The following is an 18,690-nucleotide window of genomic DNA, read 5'->3' on the forward strand; positions in this document are numbered from 1 at the left end:
TTTCTAAGTGAGTTTGGAGAGAATAAAGCATTTGGACATGCTGAGCTATTGCTAGCTTAGACTTTCTCTTTCGAAAGTAAACTCAGATGCTATGATGGAATATTTTTCTATTAATGTTTGAGTTATTCCCCATAAATTTTGGTTCATAATACCTACCTCCAATTGAATTTTATACTAAAATTTTACACTATATTACATGATTTGTCATTGTTTTTGGAGAAAATAGAGATTCTCTATAGGTTAATTTGTGGAAAAATAGGGGTTTTTGATCATATATAAAATGCGGCTTGAAGATTTAATAAATAATGATCTCTGGAAAGTGGAGGATTGAAAAACAAAGCGAGTTATATAAATTCGGATGGAAAAGTCACAATAAACGGATGGGGTCCAAAATAAATGGTAGACAAAGTAAAAATGACTTTGTCTACCATATGATAACGGCTGTTGCTTTGTGTTCGCTTTTATTGTTTACTCGTTTCTTCAATCAGCGACAGCAGTGTATGTAGAGCGTCCGTGGCTTGGGAGCGGGTCATGTTTTCGATATAGTTGGCTTTGTTGCGATAGAGCTGGTAGATGGCTTCGCGCAGGGAGTCATTTGTTAATTCTTCCTCCATTAACACATCGGCATATCCTGATTTTTTAAATGAACGTGCGTTTAAAATTTGGTCGCCGCGGCTCGCTCCTTTAGAAAGCGGGATAAGCAGCATCGGCTTTTTTAATGTTAAAAATTCAAAGATGGAATTTGAGCCGGCTCTTGATAAGACAATATCCGCCATCGCCATGATATGCGGCAGCTCCTCGTGGACGTATTCAAATTGTTTATAACCCTTTTCAGCGGCGAACTTTGGATCGATGTTCCCTTTTCCGCAAATATGGACGATTTGAAAATCAGCGAGCAAGGTTTGTAAATTGGCGCGTAATGCGTCGTTGATGCGTTTAGATCCAAGACTTCCGCCCATGACGAGCAGAACGGGTTTGCCTTTTTCAAATTGGCAATGCTTCCGTCCTGTGTCGGCACTTCCTTGCTTGAGCTCTTCCCGAACGACCGCTCCGACATAAATTCCCTTTTGCTCGTTTACGTGCGGTAGTGTTTCGGGAAAGGTGACGCAAATTTTAGTGGCAAATGGCATCGCGATTTTATTGGCCAACCCTGGAGTGATATCTGATTCGTGGATAATCGTCGGTACGCCATTCAACCAAGCCGCGACAATGACAGGGACGGAAACGAATCCGCCTTTGGAAAAGACGATACTTGGCTTTTCTTTTTTGATCAGGCGGTATGCTTCGAATGTTCCCTTCAATACCTTGAAAGGATCTTTAAAATTGTTCCAGTCAAAGTAGCGGCGCAGTTTTCCTGTGGAAATGGGGAAATAGGGAACATTTTCTACTTGGGAAAGCAGCTCCCGCTCGATGCCGTTATGTGAACCGATATAGCCAATGCTCCAGCCGCGTTCCTTTAATTTTGGAATTAACGCAATATTAACCGTTACATGGCCCGCTGAACCGCCGCCGGTAAGCATAATTTTTTTATTCAATGTTCATCACCTGTCTTTTATTCATGATTAGAAAATCTTCTCCATATTCTTATCCTTTGAATCTTTTTTTTCATCGTTCCGTATTGTATTATAGCAAAGAACTGTGTACAAATCTTTGAAAATAACAGGGATAAGAAAATGCGGAATCATCAGAGGCTTAGTCTTCCTGCATTTCGCAAGCCAGAACAGCCATAGGCAGAGAAAAGCACCTGAACGGAGTCGGAAAAAGGAGCACTAAGCGATCAGAAACGGCTGTTCATGAATCATCATGGAATGGATCGCCAGTCTGTATTTTGAAGAGGTGAATGTATGCGTGGCTTGCTGATTTTGTTATGCGTTCTGTTGATCTATGGAATGATTCCAACGATATGGATCCGACGAAACGCATGGCGGATTTACAAAAAGGGAATGAGAAAGGGAGCCGTTGCATTAACATTTGATGACGGTCCCGACCCATATTATACGCCGCAGCTGCTTGACTTATTAAAAAAGCACGATATTAAAGCAACTTTTTTTGTTGTGGGAACAAGAGCAGCAAAATATCCCGATCTGATTCGCCGGATGGATCGGGAAGGACATGAAATCGGCCTCCACAATTACCGCCATATTAGCAATTGGATCTTGTTTCCTCCGTTTTTGCAACGAGGATTGCGCAAATCGGCGTTGATCATTGAGAGAATTACGGGAAAACGGCCCGTTTATTATCGGCCTCCTTGGGGTCATTTCAATTTATTTACATGGACGCTGCAAGCGAAGTATCCCACGATTATGTGGACGCACATACTCGGGGATTGGAAAGAAAGCATTGGTGTCGATGAATTGCTGCGCCGTTTAAAAAACGGGTTGCAGGATGGAGCGATTATCGTGCTTCATGATAGCGGAGATACTTTGGGAGCGGACAAAAAAGCACCTGCTCATATGTTGAAAGCACTAGAGCTGCTATTTGCCGAAGAGGAGGCAAAAAAAATGGAATGGTTGACGATTAGCGAAGCGATCAATGCACACACTAACAAACAGACTTTACGGATGTAGTGAGGAACTATTATATGGATACCAATATGATGTTTTCGTATATACAATCGTATGGATATATCATGATTTTCCTTTTTATCTTTTGTGGAATTGTGGGAATTCCAGCTCCTGAAGAAAGTCTGCTTTTTTTTCTAGGCGTCTTAGTTTCCCAAAAGCAATTAGAATGGTCCTATTGCTTTCTCATTAGCTGGTTCGGTGCTACAATGGGGATGATAACGGGTTATGGAATTGGCCGATACTTTGGTCATCCGTTTATGAAGAAGTACGGAAAATATGTAGGAATCAAAGCAGAGAAATGGGAGCGAGCCAATGAGCTGTTTAGAAAATATGGAAAGTGGTTGGTTTTGTTTGGGTTCTATTTACCTGGCGTGAGACAAATTGTTCCGTATATGTCCGGCATGATTCACTTTCCTTTCCTGTTGTTTTCGCTGCTGGCATGTATAGGGGCGCTGCTTTGGACGGTTCCCATTATGTTATTGGGGATGCTTTTAGGCCGCCATATGCATATTCCGCTTGCGTCGATTCCTTTAATTGGACTGGCTCTTTTTCTACTCTTTCTTGCCGTCATGTGGATTAAGCATGTTTTAAGCAAAAAACAATTTGAAAATTAAAGGGAGCTATCGTCATGATGAGAGTTCTTGTATTGCCGTTATTTCAAATGAGTTCTGGACATCACAAAGTGGCCGATGCGCTCATGGATTTTTTAGAGCAGCAGTTTTCATTCGTTAGTTGTAAAAAGGTGGATTTTTTAAGCTATTGCAATGAATACATTGAAAAGTTGGTTTCCGAAGTGTATCTTCGCTGGATACGTTCACATCCTTCTTCCTATCATCATATTTATAAGATGCTGATGTATCGCGATGTTCAAAAGATGGAATGGATCCATTTGGAGCCATGGATGCCTTATTTCGAACATAAAATGAAGCGGATGCTTGAAAAAGAGAAGCCGCATTTTATTATTTGCACACATTCATTTCCATCGAGGATCTTGCATCGTTTAAAAAGAAGGCATTTAATTGATATTCCTGTTGTTAATGTATATACAGATTTTTTTATCAACGGTATTTGGGGGAAAAAAGCAATCGACTACCACTTTGTCCCGCATCAAGAAGCGAAGAAGGAGTTAATCACAAAATATAAAATTCCGAAGGAGCGCATTGTTGTTACCGGGATTCCTGTTCATGAGACGTTTATGACACGGAAAAATGGATACAGGGGCACCTCCTATCGCCCGCATTTATTGGTCGCTGGCGGCAACCAAGGGCTAGGCAACATTCTTGATTTTTTTCGAAAAATGAACGGTACGAATCGATTTCGTTATTCTGTTTTATGTGGAAATAATAACGAACTGTATGAAGAAATTTTGCGCTGGAAGCAGCCTCATATCCAGCCATTCTCTTATATTTCCAATTGTGAAGAAATGAACCGTTTATACGATGAGGTGGATGCTGTTATCACCAAGCCTGGAGGGGTCACGGTGAGTGAAGTGCTGCACAAACGCATCCCTCTATTTACCATTGGCTATTTGCCGGGGCAAGAGCAAATCAACTTGCGCTATTTAGAATCAAAAGGGCTGATTTACAATTTAAGTAGATTGGAGCATTATGAGCAAAAAATTTGGCGTGTGCTGCATGACCATATGGAAAAAAGCCGTTTCCATCGCCGGGTTGCCGAATATTTTTCGCAAATTGAGCAAACAGCGCAGGACTCATTGAAAGAACTGATATTAATGCATGAAAAGAACCAAAAAGTGCTCTCGAAATGATCAAAAAAGCACCGTTTACCAACTTAGGAAACGGTGTTTTTCTTTAGGAGTGGCAAAACAACCTGCCTTTCTCATATATATAGGCAGATGGATAGATATAGATCGTTATTTTGCGTCTGAGCATGGTTGGAGGAAGATTTTTTGGCAGTCTAAGCGGAAGTGTTTAAAAGGGAAAATAATGGTTATAAATGATTGCTCCAGTAAAAAGAATCATACGAAGGAGATTGAAACATGGTACAATAAAAATTGTGAAAAAAGAAGAGGGGGATTGTAGATGAAGACAACCATTGGCGTCTTATACGGCGGAAAATCGCCTGAACATAAAGTATCACTGCAAACAGCTATGGCGGTGATGAATGCTATTGATCAAACAAAATTCGATGTCATTCCCATTTATATCACCAAAGAGGGACAATGGGCCAAAGGAGAAAAACTGACAAGTCCTGTTCAAGATATAAAGCAGTTGGAAATGAAGCCAGAGGCAAAAGAAATTTTGCCTGTCGCTTTAAATCAAGCGCCAGTTTCGGCGATCAGCAGCGAGCGTCAGGAGGAAGAAACCATTGATGTGATTTTTCCTCTGCTGCATGGACCAAATGGCGAGGACGGAACGGTGCAAGGCTTGCTTGAACTATTAAATCTTCCTTATGTAGGGAATGGTGTGCTAGCGTCAGCAGTGGGAATGGATAAAGTCATTATGAAGAACTTATTTGCGCAAGCTGGATTACGTCAAGTGAAGTATGTGGCGTTTTTGAGAAAAGAGTGGACGCAAGATGAAAAAAAGGCTTATGATAAAGTAGAAAGAGAGCTTGGTTACCCTTGCTTTGTCAAGCCAGCTAACGCCGGATCGAGCGTAGGCATCACGAAATGCAAAAAACGCGAAGATCTCGAAGCAGCTTTTGCTGAAGCGTTTCAGTATGATCGCAAAATTATTGTAGAGGAAGCCATTATCGGTCGTGAAGTAGAAATCGGAGTTATTGGAAATGATAACCCAATATGCTCTGTAGTTGGCGAAATTGTTCCGAAAAAGGAATTTTACGATTATCAAGCTAAATATGAGGACGGAAATACGGAACTTATTATTCCTGCTGATATTACAGAAGAACAATATCAAACCATTCAACAAATGGCGATTGCCGCTTTCAAAGCGCTTGATCTTTCGGGACTTGTAAGGGCTGATTTCTTTTTAGCGGCAGACGGAACGGTGTATATTAACGAGATTAATACGATGCCGGGATTTACTCCATTTAGCATGTTCCCGCTTCTTTGGAAGCACACCGGCGTTTCTTATTCGGAGCTGATTGAAAAGCTCGTTCAGCTGGCGATTGAGCGGCATGAAGAAAAGCAAACGATCACATATACGTTTTAAATGATACAATGAAGGAATGAAGGGGATTTACAATGATTGTTCGCACATTGCGCGCTGTTGAAGAAATGGTAGATGGAAACGGCCTTGCCGAGTCTTTTTATGATACAGCGATCAAAGGTGTTTCGACAGATACGAGAACGATTCAGCCGGGAAATTTATATATTCCACTGAAAGGTGCGAATTTTAACGGCCATGCTTTTGTAGCAGACGCGTTTGCGAAAGGAGCAAGCGCAGCGCTTTGGGAAAAAAATGAAGCGAATCCGCCGACCAATGTTCCGCTTATTTTTGTCGATGACACATTGCAAGCCTTGCAGCAGCTGGCCAACCGTTACCGGAAACAACTGGCTGTAAAAGTAGTCGGCATCACAGGCAGCAATGGAAAGACAACAACAAAGGATATGGTCTATGGTCTATTGGCTTCGACCTATAAAGTGCAAAAAACAGAAGGAAATCTTAACAATCATATTGGAGTGCCACTGACGCTTCTTCGTTTAAAAGAAGATACCGAAATAGCGGTTGTCGAAATGGGCATGAGCAATTTTGGCGAGATTGAGCTTTTGTCCAAGATCTCTGAGCCTAGTGTGGCCATTATTACAAATATCGGAGAATCTCATTTACAAGAGCTAGGCTCACGTGACGGCATTGCTCGCGCAAAACTGGAAATCGTTTCTGGTTTACAGTCTGATGGTGTGTTTGTCTATTACGGAGATGAGCCGCTTCTGCAAACAAGAGTGAAAAATATAAAGCGGCCTTTGCGTATGGTCACATTTGGACAAAAAATAGCGAATGACTACTATCCAACCGACATTTCATTGGAGGTGAACGGCACCTCATTTACCGTGAATCAGGCACCAGATTATCGTTTATTCCTTCCAATTTTAGGGCGTCACCACGTATATAATGCGCTGGCGGCGATTTCGGTGGCGCGTCTGTTTCATGTCAGCTGGGAAGCCATTCAAGCGAGTTTGGCTGAGCTGCAAATGACGAAAATGCGTATGGAAATCATCAAAGCCGTCAATGGGGCTACGATGATTAATGATGCGTATAACGCTAGCCCAACTTCTATGAAAGCAGCATTAGAGCTGCTGTTCGAATTGACGGGATATGAGAAAAAAATCGCCGTGTTAGGCGATATGCTGGAGCTTGGTGATCAAGAAATTGAGTTTCATCAACAAATTGGCCGGATGCTTCAGTCTGAAAAGCTTGATTACGTATTGACGTATGGCAAGCGCGCTGGACATATTGCGCTCGCCGCTCAACACTCGTTTCCAAGCGGCCGTGTTCAAGCGTATGACGATAAGCAAGCGTTGGCCAGGGATCTGCGTTCCATTGTTTCGGCCCGCGATCTCATTTTGTTTAAAGCGTCAAGAGGAATGAGATTAGAAGATATCATCCGTGACTTACAAGCGTAAGGTGTTGGAGGATACGAAATGCGTATGCCTCCCCCTTTCTTTTTGTTGGGGGTGATGGCGGTTGATTGGCTGCTTGTGTATTCACGGCTTTACGGGAGGACCCTATGAGGTTGAGCCGCTTGCTCGTTATGTGCAAGAACAGACCAATTGGCTTGTCGAATTAACGATCTTGCCTGGGCATGGTGAAACGCTTCAGCTAAAAGGAATAATGTACGACCAATGGCTTGCGGCCGCAGAAGCAGATTTGCAGCGTGTAATGAAAAAGTGTGAGATCGTTTATCTGGTCGGCTTTTCAATGGGAGGGGTAATTGCTGCTTATTTAGCAGCGAAATATCCAGTGGGCAAAGTTGTCCTGCTAAGCCCTGCTTTTTATTATATCAATCCTAAGCAGATGCTTCAGGAGATCAGTGGAATGATTCATGCTGGTTTACAGCGGCAATTGCAAGAACATCCGGTATTTGTCCGTTATAAAAAGAAAATCGTTGCAACACCGCTAACTGCGGCGATGGAGTTTCGCAAATTAGTCAGCAAAGTTCGCCCGCAGCTTGCCGATGTACGCGTTCCAATCTTGATTGTCCAAGGAAGCCTAGATGAGATTGTGCCCGTAAAAAGCGCTCAGTATGTATATACAATGGTAGGATCCACGAAAAAGAAATTATTATTTTTGCCTTCATCGCGTCATCAAGTTTGTTACGAACCTGATCGCCATGCGCTGTTTGAAGCGGTCGTGCATTTTTTACAGGAAGATCTTTGAAAATGGTATTTATTGCACAAGAGGTATAGAAATGGTATGATAAATTCCATAATGTCCAAGGCCCATCTTTCCCTTGGAAAGAACGGTTTTGAATAGTTTAAGGAAGTAAAAGGAGAATGAATAGAATTGACAACATTTCAAGAGTTAGGATTAAGTAATGAATTAATGAGAGCCATAAGTCGAATGGGGTTTGAAGAAACCACTCCGATTCAAGCAGAGACCATTCCATTAAGCCTGCAAAATAAAGATGTGATTGGGCAGGCACAAACCGGGACAGGAAAAACGGCCGCGTTCGGTATTCCGTTAATTGAAAAAATAAATCCAAAAACGGACGTGATTCAAGGGCTTGTCGTTGCTCCGACTCGCGAGCTTGCCATTCAAGTATCTGAAGAGCTCTATAAAATTGGAGCGGTCAAACGTGCCCGTATTCTTCCAATTTATGGAGGACAGGATATCGAACGACAAATTCGCGCATTGAAGAAACGCCCGCATATTATTGTTGGAACACCAGGAAGAATCATCGATCATATCAATCGCAAAACGATTCGTCTAGATCATGTGCATACCGTTGTGTTAGATGAAGCAGATGAAATGCTGAACATGGGATTTGTTGATGATATTGAAGCGATTTTAAGCCATGTGCCGACGAAAAGGCAGACGCTTCTTTTTTCAGCAACGATGCCTGAGCCTATTCGCCGCATTGCGGAGCGCTTCATGGACAATCCGCAGCTTGTCAAAGTTAAAGCTAAAGAAATGACGGTTCCCAATATTGAGCAATACTATCTAGAAGTTCAAGAAAAAAGAAAATTTGATATTTTAACAAGGCTGCTGGATATTCAAGCGCCGGAGCTGGCGATTGTATTTGGCCGTACGAAACGGCGAGTGGATGAGCTGGCCGAAGCGTTGAATTTGCGCGGTTATGCTGCTGAAGGAATCCATGGAGATTTAAGCCAAGCGAAGCGGCTGTCCGTGCTGCGCAAATTTAAAGAAGGAGCAATTGAAATTTTAGTAGCGACTGATGTAGCAGCACGCGGGCTAGATATTTCCGGCGTTACACACGTGTATAACTTTGACATTCCGCAGGATCCAGAAAGCTATGTTCATCGCATCGGCCGTACAGGCCGTGCCGGAAAAACAGGAATGGCCATGACATTTGTGACGCCTCGCGAAACAGGACAGCTGCACAATATTGAAAAAACAACAAAACGCAAAATGGAACGGATGCGGCCGCCGACGCTCGACGAAGCGCTAGAAGGGCAGCAGCGAATTGCAATTGAGAAGCTCTTGGCTGTTGTGGAAAGCGAGAATTTATCGTTTTACAAGCGAGCTGCCGAGGAGCTTTTAGAAGAGCATGATTCCGTTTCTCTTGTAGCCGCTTGTATCAAAATGTTGACAAAGGAGCCAGATACAACACCGGTAATGCTGACGGAAGAGCCGCCGCTGCCAGCCAAAAAAGAGAAAAAGCGGATCAATCGCAAAGGCGGACAGCCAAAAGGGGCTGCGCGAAGCCCACAATCGAAAAAGCGGCGCGTGGCGCGATAAAAAAAACGATGCGAAAGGCATCGTTTTTTTGTTCCCGTAAGCCCGGAAGTTGTGCTAAGGATGATAGGGGTTGGGATGAGAAGCGATGAAAGGGGCGATGATGGCTCCGCTTAGAAATCCGAAAAAATGCGCAATAATGTTTAGGTTGGCTCCTGTCAGCGTGACGACAAACCCAATCAGCAATATAGCGAAAATGATATGAGCGTGCGGTCTTTGAATAATGTGTTGATGAAAAAAAGCAAGGTAGCTGTAAATGCCAAATAGACTAAAAACGGCTCCTGAAGCCCCAAGGTGAGTGTACATGGGAGGTGCAAGGAAGAGAGTGGCGATATTGGCCAATATTCCGCCGCCGATGTAAGCTAAGAAAAATCTCCATTTGCCAAGAATTTTTTCCAAGGCAGGTCCAAATAGGATCAGCGAGACGGAGTTCACCAGCATGTGTACAAGGTGAACGTGTAAGAAAAGAGGGGTTATGAGCCGCCAGTATTCCCCTTTAAAAATAACGAGATTGAAGCCAATAAGTGCCTTTAACAAATTGTTAGAGAAAGAGCCAGGAATTAAAAAAATCAGAAAGAAAACGATGTGGATGAGAACAAGGAATGAAACGATTGGGTAAAGCCGGAAAAATGTAGATGGATTTTCCGTGCGAACAAACATAAAACCGCCCCTCTTTTTAAGCTGTTGGTTTAAACGTAGCGACGATCGATTGAAAAACCAAATATGCTGATCATGGTTGATGCAACGATGAATATAAAAAATAAATAACGTTTGCATGGAAGTCATGTTATAGATAAGATTTACGCGCTCGTATGATGCAGTCCAATAACAGACTTGAAAAATCCAGCCCCTTCCTTTCTAAAGCGGATTCGTTTAATCTTTAAGCTATATGGATCAGGAATATTCGAATGGTTGTTTATTAAAAATGTATGTATGGAACAGAAAGGATAGAAGAAAATGATTGCAGGAATCGGAATTGATATTGTCGAGCTGGATCGAATTCAAAAGCTAATAGAGCAAAATGAAAAATTTGTGCAGCGTATTTTAACGAAAAAAGAGAAAGCGATTTTTGATTCGTTGTCAAACGAACGAAAAGTCGAGTTTTTGGCCGGAAGATTTGCCGCAAAGGAAGCATATGCAAAAGCGATGGGAACAGGGATTGGAAAAAACGTTTCGTTCCAAGATGTGGCTTTTATTAATAATGAAAAGGGCAAGCCAGAAGCCGTTGTGACACTGGAAGGACACTATATCCATGTCTCCATTTCCCATAGTCGTGATTATGCAGTGGCCCAAGTAATTATCGAGCGCTTGTCATGCTAGTCTGCATATTTGCCCGTATGGTCTCATATATTGGTAATGCAAAAAGGAGTCATGCTCCTAATGTTGATATGAGACAAAGGGGTTGAAAAAATGAGGAAACATTTGGTTAGCGCATTGCTTGGCATTGTTCTGCTTTTGGGGCTAGCAGGATGCGGTGCGAAATCACAAGAAGATGTTGTTAAAGCGCTTGATGAAAAAATGGACGAAGTCTCCAGCTACCAAGCCACAGCCAAGTTAACGCTCAAGACGGGAGCGGAGCCGCAAGTGTATGATGTAGAAATTTGGTATAAGCAACCACATTATTACCGCGTGAGTTTAAAAAATGACGAGAAAAACCAAAATCAGATGATTTTACGCAACGACGAAGGGGTTTTTGTGATTACTCCAGCGTTGAACAAAAGCTTTCGCTTCCAAAGCGATTGGCCGAAAAACACAAGCCAAGCCTATTTGTATGAATCGTTAGTGAAGGATATTTTAAGCGACAAAAAAGCAAGCTTTAAAGCGAAAGGCGATCACTATGTGTTTGAAACGAAAACGAATTATCCAAACAGTCAAGTGATTCCGAAGCAAGAAATTACTTTAAACAAAAAGGACTTAGCTCCTGTGTCAGTCAAAGTGATGGATACGGATATGAAAGCATTGCTTACTGTACAATTTTCCAAAATTGAATTTAATAAGAAATTTGACAAAAACGCATTTGATACAACGAAAAATATGACAGGAGCACGTTTAGAAGTACCGACGATGGCCAAAGGGGAAAATGAAGCTGCGGAAGTAATGTACCCGATTAACATGCCGACAGGTGTTGAACAAATCGACGAAAAGGAAATCGCAACGAAGGACGGAAAACGGGTGATTATGACGTTTGGCGGCAAAAAATCATTTACTCTTATCCAAGAGGCAGCTCAAGCCTTACCGACATTCGGTTCATCCGCACTTGTCAATGGTGAGCCAGTGGACTTAGGATTTGCTATCGGGGCACTCACAGATCATTCACTCACATGGACATATAAAGGAATTGAATTTATGATCGCTTCCGAAGACTTAACAAAGGACGAAATGGTGATGATTGCTCAGTCTGTCCAAGGAAAAGAAGCGAAATAGAAAAAATGCACAGGCTCAAAAATTCAAGAGAGCCTGTTTTTTTATTATTTTTGTTCCATCATGCGGTGTTTTGCTAGATTACAAGGCCAACAAAGTCAGTCGATTTTATCTGACCCCATGGTTAAAAATATCTTTAGTTGACATCATAAAAATAAAAGACAATAATTTTTTATATAACTGGAAATAGAGGAAGTGGACTACACGATGATACATTCGTTTCATAGAGACACTTGGGCGGAAGTCGATTTGGATGCTATTTTCCATAACGTTACGTCATTGCGCGCCTTTTTAGGAGAGCAGACAGAAATTATGGCTGTTGTGAAAGCGAATGCGTATGGGCATGGCGATGTCCAAGTGGCCAGAACCGCGTTGGAAGCGGGGGCTTCGTATTTGGCCGTAGCTTTTTTAGATGAAGCGCTTGCGCTGCGAAAAAAAGGAGTGGGCGCCCCGATCCTTGTATTAGGCGCGGTTCGCCCTGAAGACATTAACTTAGCCGCTCGCGAACAAATTACGCTCACCGTATTTCAGAAAGAATGGCTGGAAAAAGCCAAAAATTTGTTTACAGAGAAACAGCCGGTTTCTTTTCATTTAAAAATGGATACCGGAATGGGCAGAATTGGCGTGAAAGAGGAAGAAGAAACAAAACAAATTGTTGCGATGATTGAAGAGCATCCGTTTTTTTTATTAGAAGGAGTATACACCCATTTTGCCACTGCCGATGAATTAGATACACAATACTTTTCATTTCAATACGAGAAATTTTTACGCATGCTTGAATGGCTCCCTTATTTGCCAAAGCGGGTCCATTGTGGAAACAGCGCGACAAGCTTGCGCTTCCCTGATAAAGTATTCAATATGGTTCGTTTCGGGATTGCGATGTATGGTTTGTCTCCTTCGATAGACATGAAGCCGCTCTTGCCTTTTTCATTAAAGGAAGCGTTTTCGCTCCATAGCCGCATTGTTCATGTAAAATGCTTGCGCCCAGGGGAAAAAGTGAGCTACGGCGCCACCTATACAGCGGAAGAGGAAGAATGGATTGGAACGGTGCCGATTGGATATGCAGACGGATGGATCAGAAAATTGCAAAACTTCCATGTGCTCGTAAATGGAAGAAAGGTGCCGATTGTAGGGCGGATTTGCATGGATCAAATGATGATTCGTCTGCCGGAACAAGTACCGGTTGGCACGAAAGTCACATTGATCGGCAAGCAAGAAGCTGCTCAGGTAACAATAGATGATGTGGCCAAGTATATAGGAACGATCAGCTACGAGATCCCTTGTACAATAAGTTATCGCGTTCCCCGTATTTTTTTAAAAAAGAAGAGTATAATGGAAGTGAGAAATGTTGTTTTAGATGGCAACGGCTGCTCATAAATAAAAATTTCTCTGTCATCGCCAGAGAAAACCGAATTTGGCTTTGCATCTCCCTTGTTTAATGATATTATAAAGTGGGAGTAAGTATTATAAATGGGAGCGGACTATTTGGCTATAGTTTCCTGGAGGTGTATGTTCATGTCTGAATCGAGCGCAACAACAGAAATCGTCGTTCGCTTACCCCAAGCATTGTTGACTGAGTTAGATGGTCTTGTCAAGCAAGAAAATGGTAATCGAAACGACCTCATTTACCAAGCGACTAAAATGTACATTCGTGAACGAAAAAAGCGGCACATTCGCGAGGCGATGAGACGCGGTTACATGGAAATGGCGAAAATCAACTTGTCGATTGCATCGGAAGCGTTTCTTGCGGAATATGAAGCCGACCATACCGTTGAACGTTTAGTTAGCGGGGGGTAATGCTTTGATTGTTAAGCGTGGCGACGTTTATTTCGCGGACCTTTCCCCGGTAGTTGGTTCGGAGCAAGGAGGCGTGCGTCCGGTATTAGTTATTCAAAACGACATCGGAAATCGGTTTAGTCCAACAGTTATTGTGGCAGCTATAACAGCGCAGATCCAGAAAGCCAAATTGCCCACCCACGTGGAAATTGATGCGAAACGGTATGGATTTGAACGAGATTCCGTCATTCTTTTAGAGCAAATTCGTACGATTGACAAACAAAGGCTCACGGACAAGATTACGCACTTAGATGACGAAATGATGGATAAAGTAGATGAGGCGCTCCAAATCAGTCTAGGGCTCATTGATTTTTAAAGGGGAATACGGTCTGTCTATCTAAATAGCTCGAATATGGAGAATCCGTAGAAAATAGCTGCATCATTTGTAGCTATTTTTATTTTTTGGTAAAATGACCATTATTACATAGTTGGGGGTTAGGAACTTTGGTGACTACAGAAACGCTTATCGGAATCATTGCTGAAGAGCTGCGCTTATCTGTTCAGCAGGTGCGCAATGTGATTTCTCTTTCAGAGGAAGGCAATACGGTTCCGTTTATTGCTCGCTATCGAAAAGAAATGACAGGTGCGTTAGACGAGGTGCAAATTCGCGAAGTGCTCGAGAAATGGAGCTACCTGCAAAACCTTGAAAAGCGGAAGGAAGAAGTGTTGCGCCTGATTGATGAGCAAGGAAAATTGACAGAAGAGCTTAAAGGCGCGATTCAAAAAGCGGTAAAGCTGCAAGAAGTAGAAGATTTGTACCGGCCGTACAGACAAAAAAGAAGAACGAAAGCGACCATCGCAAAGGAAAAAGGTCTTGAACCTCTAGCAGAATGGCTGTTTACATGCCCCATGAGCCCGCTTCCAGAAGAAAAAGCAGCAGCATTCATGGATCCTGAAAAAGAAGTGTACACAGTGGATGACGCACTTCAAGGAGCAAAGGATATTATCGCTGAACAGATTTCTGATAACGCTGCTATTCGCCAATGGATTCGTACACAGACTTGGAACAAAGGTATCATTGTATCGACTGCAAAAGAGGTCGAGAAAGATGAAAAAAATGTATACGAAATGTATTATCAGTACGAAGAACCGGTACATAAAATTGTTCCTCATCGAATTTTAGCGTTAAATCGCGGTGAAAAAGAAAATGTGCTTCGCATTTCTATTCAGGCGCCTGTTGCGGATATTATAGAGTATATGAAAGCCCAAACAATAGTGAATGCACAGTCTAAAGCAGCTTTTTATATAATTGAAGCGATCGAAGATGGATATAAACGTTTGATTGAACCGTCCATTGAACGGGATATACGAAATGAACTCACAGAGCGAGCGGAGGAAAGAGCCATCCACATTTTCGCAGAAAATTTGCGCAATCTTTTGCTTCAACCTCCATTAAAAGGAAAAATAGTACTGGGAGTGGATCCTGCCTATCGGACAGGCTGCAAGCTGGCCGTGGTAGATGAAACAGGTAAGCTATTAAAGATTGATGTGATCTATCCTCATCCTCCACAATCGAAAATGGATGAAGCACGTGAAAAAATGTTGCGTATTATTCAGGAATATGGTGTACAAATGGTCGCGGTTGGAAATGGGACGGCCTCGAGGGAAACAGAACAATTTGTAGCTGATACGTTGAAACAGCTCCCACAAGAGATTTTTTATTTAATTGTTAATGAAGCAGGAGCAAGCGTATACTCTGCTTCGGATTTAGCGCGGAGAGAATTTCCTGATTTGCAAGTAGAGGAAAGAAGCGCGGTTTCCATTGCCCGGCGTGTTCAGGATCCTCTTGCCGAACTTGTAAAGATTGACCCAAAATCGGTCGGGGTCGGCCAATATCAGCACGATGTTTCGCAAAAAAAACTAGAAGAATCGTTGCGCTTTGTGGTAGAGACTGTTGTTAACCAAGTTGGAGTAAATGTCAATACCGCTTCTGTTTCTCTTTTGCAATATGTATCAGGCCTATCTAAGTCTGTTTCTGAGAATATTGTCAAAAGAAGAGAAGAACAAGGTAAGTTCAAAAACCGCAATGAGCTAAAAACGATTCCACGGCTTGGCGCCAAAACGTATGAGCAGTGTATCGGTTTTCTGCGAATCGTAGATGGGAATGAGCCATTAGACAGAACGCCTATTCATCCTGAACGATATGCTGAGGTAAAAAAATTGCTTCAAGGAATTGGATTTACGGCAGATGATATCGGCAGTGATGCTCTTCGCCGGGCTTTACAGTCCATTCCGATAAAGGAAACAGCAGAAACACTTGGTATCGGAGAGCTTACACTAAAGGATATTGTCGATGCCTTAATCCGTCCTGAGCGAGATCCACGTGATGAATTGCCTAAGCCGTTACTGCGAAAAGATATTTTAAAAATGGAAGATCTGCAAAAAGGAATGGAGCTGGAGGGAACCGTCCGCAATGTTGTCGATTTTGGGGCATTCGTTGATATTGGAGTAAAGCAAGACGGGCTTGTCCATATTTCTAAGCTAAGCAAGCGATATGTAAAGCATCCGCTTGACGTAGTAGCGGTAGGTGAAGTGGTCAAGGTTTGGGTGGAAAGTGTCGATGTTTCCAAAGGGAGGATTTCGTTATCGATGCTTCCATTGGAGCAATAGAAAAGCTTTCATTATGTTTTTGTCGCAAAATAAGGGAAGCTTGAAATCCAGCTTCCAACGGGGGAGAACTCCACCATTAGAAAGCCAGTCCATATATTTAGCTTTTCGTCATGCATCCGCTTGACGAAGTCTGAACAACGCCGCTTTCAGTTCCGTTGATAGTTCTGGGAAGCGGCGTTGTCTGGACACCGTTCAAAATAAGCTCTATATTGATACAAATGTTACCATCTCCAGTTTATCAATAAGTGGTATTAACGCTTTTTTGAAATAGCCTCTTTCTTTTGGTAGAAAAACCAGCACTGGTTTAATAATTTTATTTGATAGCGATTTTTCTCATAATAAGCTCGGCGCATTTGATTTTTTAACCATGTCGGCATAGGAAATACCTCCATTTTGAAAAAAGGTAGTATATAATCTATGTATTAAGAAGTCGTCCTGTGCTAAAGAAGGTGAAAAGAAAATGGAGCAAAATGAATTACAGAAGCTGGTTGAAAATATATCTTTGCAATGTTTTAACAAACCATTTCAGCATCAAGCTTTGTTTAACCCGCGCTTACGAACGACAGGCGGCCGATATTTATTGCATTCCCACAATATTGAGCTGAATCCTAAATATTATGAAGCGTTTGGTGAAGAAGAGCTCATTTTGATTATTAAGCATGAGTTATGCCATTATCATCTTCATTTAGAGGGAAAAGGATACCGGCATCGGGATCGAGACTTTCGAGAATTGCTTCTTCAAGTAGGCGCGCCCCGCTATTGTCGGCATCTGCCTCATCAAAAGCATCAAGCACAGCGGAAGTTTTATATGTATGCTTGCTTGCAATGTGGCTTGACATATCAGAGAAAAAAAAGAATGGACCTGCAACGATATGTTTGCGGAAAATGTACCGGCCGATTAAAAATGATCGAAAATATTTTGGGAAAATGGTGTTGACATCTATAATATTTGTATGTTAAATTATAAAAGCCGTCGCTGATAAGCGATGAAGCTAAACGAATCCGAAAAAGTCATTGACAATAGAGAAAACCATCGCTATAATAAAAGACGTTACATGAGATGCGCTATGTTTATTCCGCAATAGCTCAGCGGTAGAGCAACCGGCTGTTAACCGGTAGGTCGTAGGTTCGAATCCTACTTGCGGAGCCATTGGAGAAGTACCCAAGTGGCTGAAGGGGACGGTTTGCTAAACCGTTAGGTCGCGTTTTTGCGGCGCGCGGGTTCAAATCCCGCCTTCTCCGCCACTTTGATATATGGTGCTGGCCCGTTGGTCAAGTGGTTAAGACACCGCCCTTTCACGGCGGTAACACGGGTTCGAATCCCGTACGGGTCATCGTTTATTATATGTCGGGAGGCGATGGGGATTGTTTAAAGACATCACCTCCCTTTTTGCTCGCTTTAGGAGGATTAGCTCAGCTGGGAGAGCGCTTGCCTTACAAGCAAGGGGTCGGCGGTTCGATCCCGTCATCCTCCATTTTGGTCGACGAATAAATTAAGGTCCCGTAGTGTAGTGGTTAACATGCCTGCCTGTCACGCAGGAGATCGCGGGTTCGAGTCCCGTCGGGACCGCCATGACTGAAAGTTATTAGTAATTGATGGGCTATAGCCAAGCGGTAAGGCAACGGACTTTGACTCCGTGATGCGCTGGTTCGAATCCAGCTAGCCCAGCCATTTGGTTTATAGGTTTACATATGAGCCATTAGCTCAGCAGGTAGAGCATCTGACTTTTAATCAGAGGGTCGGAGGTTCGAGTCCTCCATGGCTCACTTTTTGCGGGTGTGGCGGAATTGGCAGACGCACCAGACTTAGGATCTGGCGCCTCACGGCGTGGGGGTTCAAGTCCCTCCACCCGCACCATATAAAGTTTTGCGCGGTCGTGGCGGAATGGCAGACGCGCTAGGTTGAGGGCCTAGTGGGGGCAACCCCGTGGAGGTTCAAGTCCTCTCGGCCGCATAAAAATCATGCTTGATTTTAAAAAGATAATTTGGTATAATTAAAAAGCTATATTTTGCGCTCGTAGCTCAATTGGATAGAGCATCTGACTACGGATCAGAAGGTTAGGGGTTCGAATCCTCTCGAGCGCGCCATGCGGGAAGTAGCTCAGCTTGGTAGAGCACATGGTTTGGGACCATGGGGTCGCAGGTTCGAATCCTGTCTTCCCGACCATCTGAATCGAATATGCGGGTGTAGTTTAGTGGTAAAACCTCAGCCTTCCAAGCTGATGTCGTGGGTTCGATTCCCATCACCCGCTCCATTCCAAATAATGTTCTTTGAAAACTGAACAAAACGAAGCGTTAACGAAAAATTTCGGTATAGTTAGTCAACCGAAATTTAAATAATAGCCAATCAACTTTCTTTTGGAGAGTTTGATCCTGGCTCAGGACGAACGCTGGCGGCGTGCCTAATACATGCAAGTCGA

17 protein-coding genes, 12 tRNA genes and 1 rRNA gene are annotated in these 18,690 nt (G+C 42.9%); 27 read left to right on the forward strand and 3 right to left on the reverse strand.

Going from position 1 to position 18,690, the window contains the following annotated elements; all coding sequences use genetic code 11:
- Positions 1–461: 461 nt before the first annotated feature.
- On the reverse strand, positions 462–1,535 hold the full coding sequence (murG, locus tag GGQ95_RS15615) for an undecaprenyldiphospho-muramoylpentapeptide beta-N-acetylglucosaminyltransferase (protein WP_080862872.1): 1,074 nt from the start codon (positions 1,533–1,535) through the stop codon (positions 462–464).
- 309 nt (positions 1,536–1,844) lie between these two features.
- Here murG and GGQ95_RS15620 point away from each other — a divergent pair, with 309 nt between their 5' ends.
- The 7 genes from GGQ95_RS15620 (at position 1,845) to cshA (ending at position 9,406) form a co-directional block, all read left to right on the forward strand.
- The gene (locus tag GGQ95_RS15620; RefSeq protein ID WP_066148990.1) at positions 1,845–2,567 is read left to right on the forward strand and encodes a polysaccharide deacetylase family protein; all 723 of its coding nucleotides are present in this window, start codon (positions 1,845–1,847) and stop codon (positions 2,565–2,567) included.
- 14 nt (positions 2,568–2,581) lie between these two features.
- On the forward strand, positions 2,582–3,178 hold the full coding sequence (locus GGQ95_RS15625) for a DedA family protein (RefSeq protein ID WP_066148991.1): 597 nt from the start codon (positions 2,582–2,584) through the stop codon (positions 3,176–3,178).
- Positions 3,179–3,192: 14 nt separating this feature from the next.
- Positions 3,193–4,332 carry an MGDG synthase family glycosyltransferase gene (locus GGQ95_RS15630; RefSeq protein WP_066148992.1) on the forward strand — a complete coding sequence of 380 codons (1,140 nt, stop codon included), beginning with the start codon at positions 3,193–3,195 and terminating at the stop codon, positions 4,330–4,332.
- Between the two features lie 274 nt (positions 4,333–4,606).
- Positions 4,607–5,698, forward strand: coding sequence for a D-alanine--D-alanine ligase (locus GGQ95_RS15635; RefSeq protein ID WP_066148994.1), 1,092 nt, complete (start codon positions 4,607–4,609; stop codon positions 5,696–5,698).
- Positions 5,699–5,730: 32 nt separating this feature from the next.
- On the forward strand, positions 5,731–7,110 hold the full coding sequence (locus GGQ95_RS15640) for a UDP-N-acetylmuramoyl-tripeptide--D-alanyl-D-alanine ligase (RefSeq protein ID WP_066148995.1): 1,380 nt from the start codon (positions 5,731–5,733) through the stop codon (positions 7,108–7,110).
- 61 nt (positions 7,111–7,171) lie between these two features.
- Positions 7,172–7,864, forward strand: coding sequence for an alpha/beta hydrolase (locus tag GGQ95_RS15645; protein WP_159719244.1), 693 nt, complete (start codon positions 7,172–7,174; stop codon positions 7,862–7,864).
- Between the two features lie 126 nt (positions 7,865–7,990).
- A complete protein-coding gene (cshA, locus tag GGQ95_RS15650) occupies positions 7,991–9,406 on the forward strand; it encodes a degradosome RNA helicase CshA (RefSeq protein WP_066148997.1) in 1,416 nt (471 codons plus the stop codon).
- Positions 9,407–9,460: 54 nt separating this feature from the next.
- Here the strand turns inward: cshA and GGQ95_RS15655 are convergent, their stop codons facing one another.
- Positions 9,461–10,063: a rhomboid family intramembrane serine protease gene (locus GGQ95_RS15655; protein ID WP_066148998.1), complete on the reverse strand. Its 603-nt coding sequence runs from the start codon at positions 10,061–10,063 to the stop codon at positions 9,461–9,463.
- A 297-nt stretch (positions 10,064–10,360) separates the two neighbouring features.
- On the opposite strand from GGQ95_RS15655, the gene acpS reads away from it, so the two are divergent.
- From acpS to GGQ95_RS15685, 6 genes are all read left to right on the forward strand, one after another.
- Positions 10,361–10,723 (forward strand): holo-ACP synthase, encoded by a 363-nt coding sequence (acpS, locus tag GGQ95_RS15660; protein ID WP_044742002.1) that lies wholly within the window; start codon positions 10,361–10,363, stop codon positions 10,721–10,723.
- Between the two features lie 90 nt (positions 10,724–10,813).
- On the forward strand, positions 10,814–11,827 hold the full coding sequence (locus GGQ95_RS15665; RefSeq protein WP_044742001.1) for a LolA family protein: 1,014 nt from the start codon (positions 10,814–10,816) through the stop codon (positions 11,825–11,827).
- Positions 11,828–12,031: 204 nt separating this feature from the next.
- Positions 12,032–13,201 carry an alanine racemase gene (alr, locus tag GGQ95_RS15670; protein WP_183187120.1) on the forward strand — a complete coding sequence of 390 codons (1,170 nt, stop codon included), beginning with the start codon at positions 12,032–12,034 and terminating at the stop codon, positions 13,199–13,201.
- 138 nt (positions 13,202–13,339) lie between these two features.
- Positions 13,340–13,621, forward strand: a complete 282-nt coding sequence (locus tag GGQ95_RS15675) for a CopG family ribbon-helix-helix protein (RefSeq protein WP_044741999.1) — start codon at positions 13,340–13,342, stop codon at positions 13,619–13,621.
- Between the two features lie 4 nt (positions 13,622–13,625).
- Positions 13,626–13,976: a type II toxin-antitoxin system endoribonuclease NdoA gene (gene ndoA, locus GGQ95_RS15680; RefSeq protein ID WP_003253417.1), complete on the forward strand. Its 351-nt coding sequence runs from the start codon at positions 13,626–13,628 to the stop codon at positions 13,974–13,976.
- Between the two features lie 128 nt (positions 13,977–14,104).
- Positions 14,105–16,270: a Tex family protein gene (locus GGQ95_RS15685; protein WP_066149000.1), complete on the forward strand. Its 2,166-nt coding sequence runs from the start codon at positions 14,105–14,107 to the stop codon at positions 16,268–16,270.
- Between the two features lie 251 nt (positions 16,271–16,521).
- Here GGQ95_RS15685 and cmpA read toward each other — a convergent pair whose 3' ends face one another.
- Positions 16,522–16,647 (reverse strand): cortex morphogenetic protein CmpA, encoded by a 126-nt coding sequence (gene cmpA / locus GGQ95_RS15690; RefSeq protein ID WP_139788175.1) that lies wholly within the window; start codon positions 16,645–16,647, stop codon positions 16,522–16,524.
- A gap of 83 nt (positions 16,648–16,730) precedes the next feature.
- Between cmpA and GGQ95_RS15695 the strand changes: the two genes are divergently transcribed.
- From GGQ95_RS15695 to GGQ95_RS15760, 14 genes are all read left to right on the forward strand, one after another.
- Positions 16,731–17,207 carry a SprT family protein gene (locus GGQ95_RS15695; RefSeq protein ID WP_183187121.1) on the forward strand — a complete coding sequence of 159 codons (477 nt, stop codon included), beginning with the start codon at positions 16,731–16,733 and terminating at the stop codon, positions 17,205–17,207.
- 138 nt (positions 17,208–17,345) lie between these two features.
- Positions 17,346–17,420: transfer RNA gene (locus GGQ95_RS15700), tRNA-Asn, on the forward strand.
- 2 nt (positions 17,421–17,422) lie between these two features.
- A tRNA-Ser gene (locus tag GGQ95_RS15705) sits at positions 17,423–17,515 on the forward strand.
- Positions 17,516–17,532: 17 nt separating this feature from the next.
- A tRNA-Glu gene (locus tag GGQ95_RS15710) sits at positions 17,533–17,604 on the forward strand.
- 68 nt (positions 17,605–17,672) lie between these two features.
- Positions 17,673–17,745 (forward strand) — tRNA-Val (locus GGQ95_RS15715).
- Between the two features lie 22 nt (positions 17,746–17,767).
- A tRNA-Asp gene (locus tag GGQ95_RS15720) sits at positions 17,768–17,843 on the forward strand.
- 24 nt (positions 17,844–17,867) lie between these two features.
- Positions 17,868–17,942, forward strand: a tRNA-Gln gene (locus tag GGQ95_RS15725).
- Between the two features lie 22 nt (positions 17,943–17,964).
- Positions 17,965–18,037 (forward strand) — tRNA-Lys (locus tag GGQ95_RS15730).
- Positions 18,038–18,043: 6 nt separating this feature from the next.
- A tRNA-Leu gene (locus GGQ95_RS15735) sits at positions 18,044–18,128 on the forward strand.
- Positions 18,129–18,141: 13 nt separating this feature from the next.
- Positions 18,142–18,224, forward strand: a tRNA-Leu gene (locus tag GGQ95_RS15740).
- A gap of 57 nt (positions 18,225–18,281) precedes the next feature.
- Positions 18,282–18,358: transfer RNA gene (locus GGQ95_RS15745), tRNA-Arg, on the forward strand.
- Between the two features lie 2 nt (positions 18,359–18,360).
- Positions 18,361–18,437 (forward strand) — tRNA-Pro (locus GGQ95_RS15750).
- Positions 18,438–18,451: 14 nt separating this feature from the next.
- Positions 18,452–18,525 (forward strand) — tRNA-Gly (locus tag GGQ95_RS15755).
- Positions 18,526–18,625: 100 nt separating this feature from the next.
- Positions 18,626–18,690 (forward strand): 16S ribosomal RNA (locus GGQ95_RS15760); the annotation flags it as partial.

This window comes from Anoxybacteroides rupiense (genome assembly GCF_014196195.1).
In the GTDB taxonomy this organism is placed as follows: domain Bacteria; phylum Bacillota; class Bacilli; order Bacillales; family Anoxybacillaceae; genus Anoxybacteroides; species Anoxybacteroides rupiense.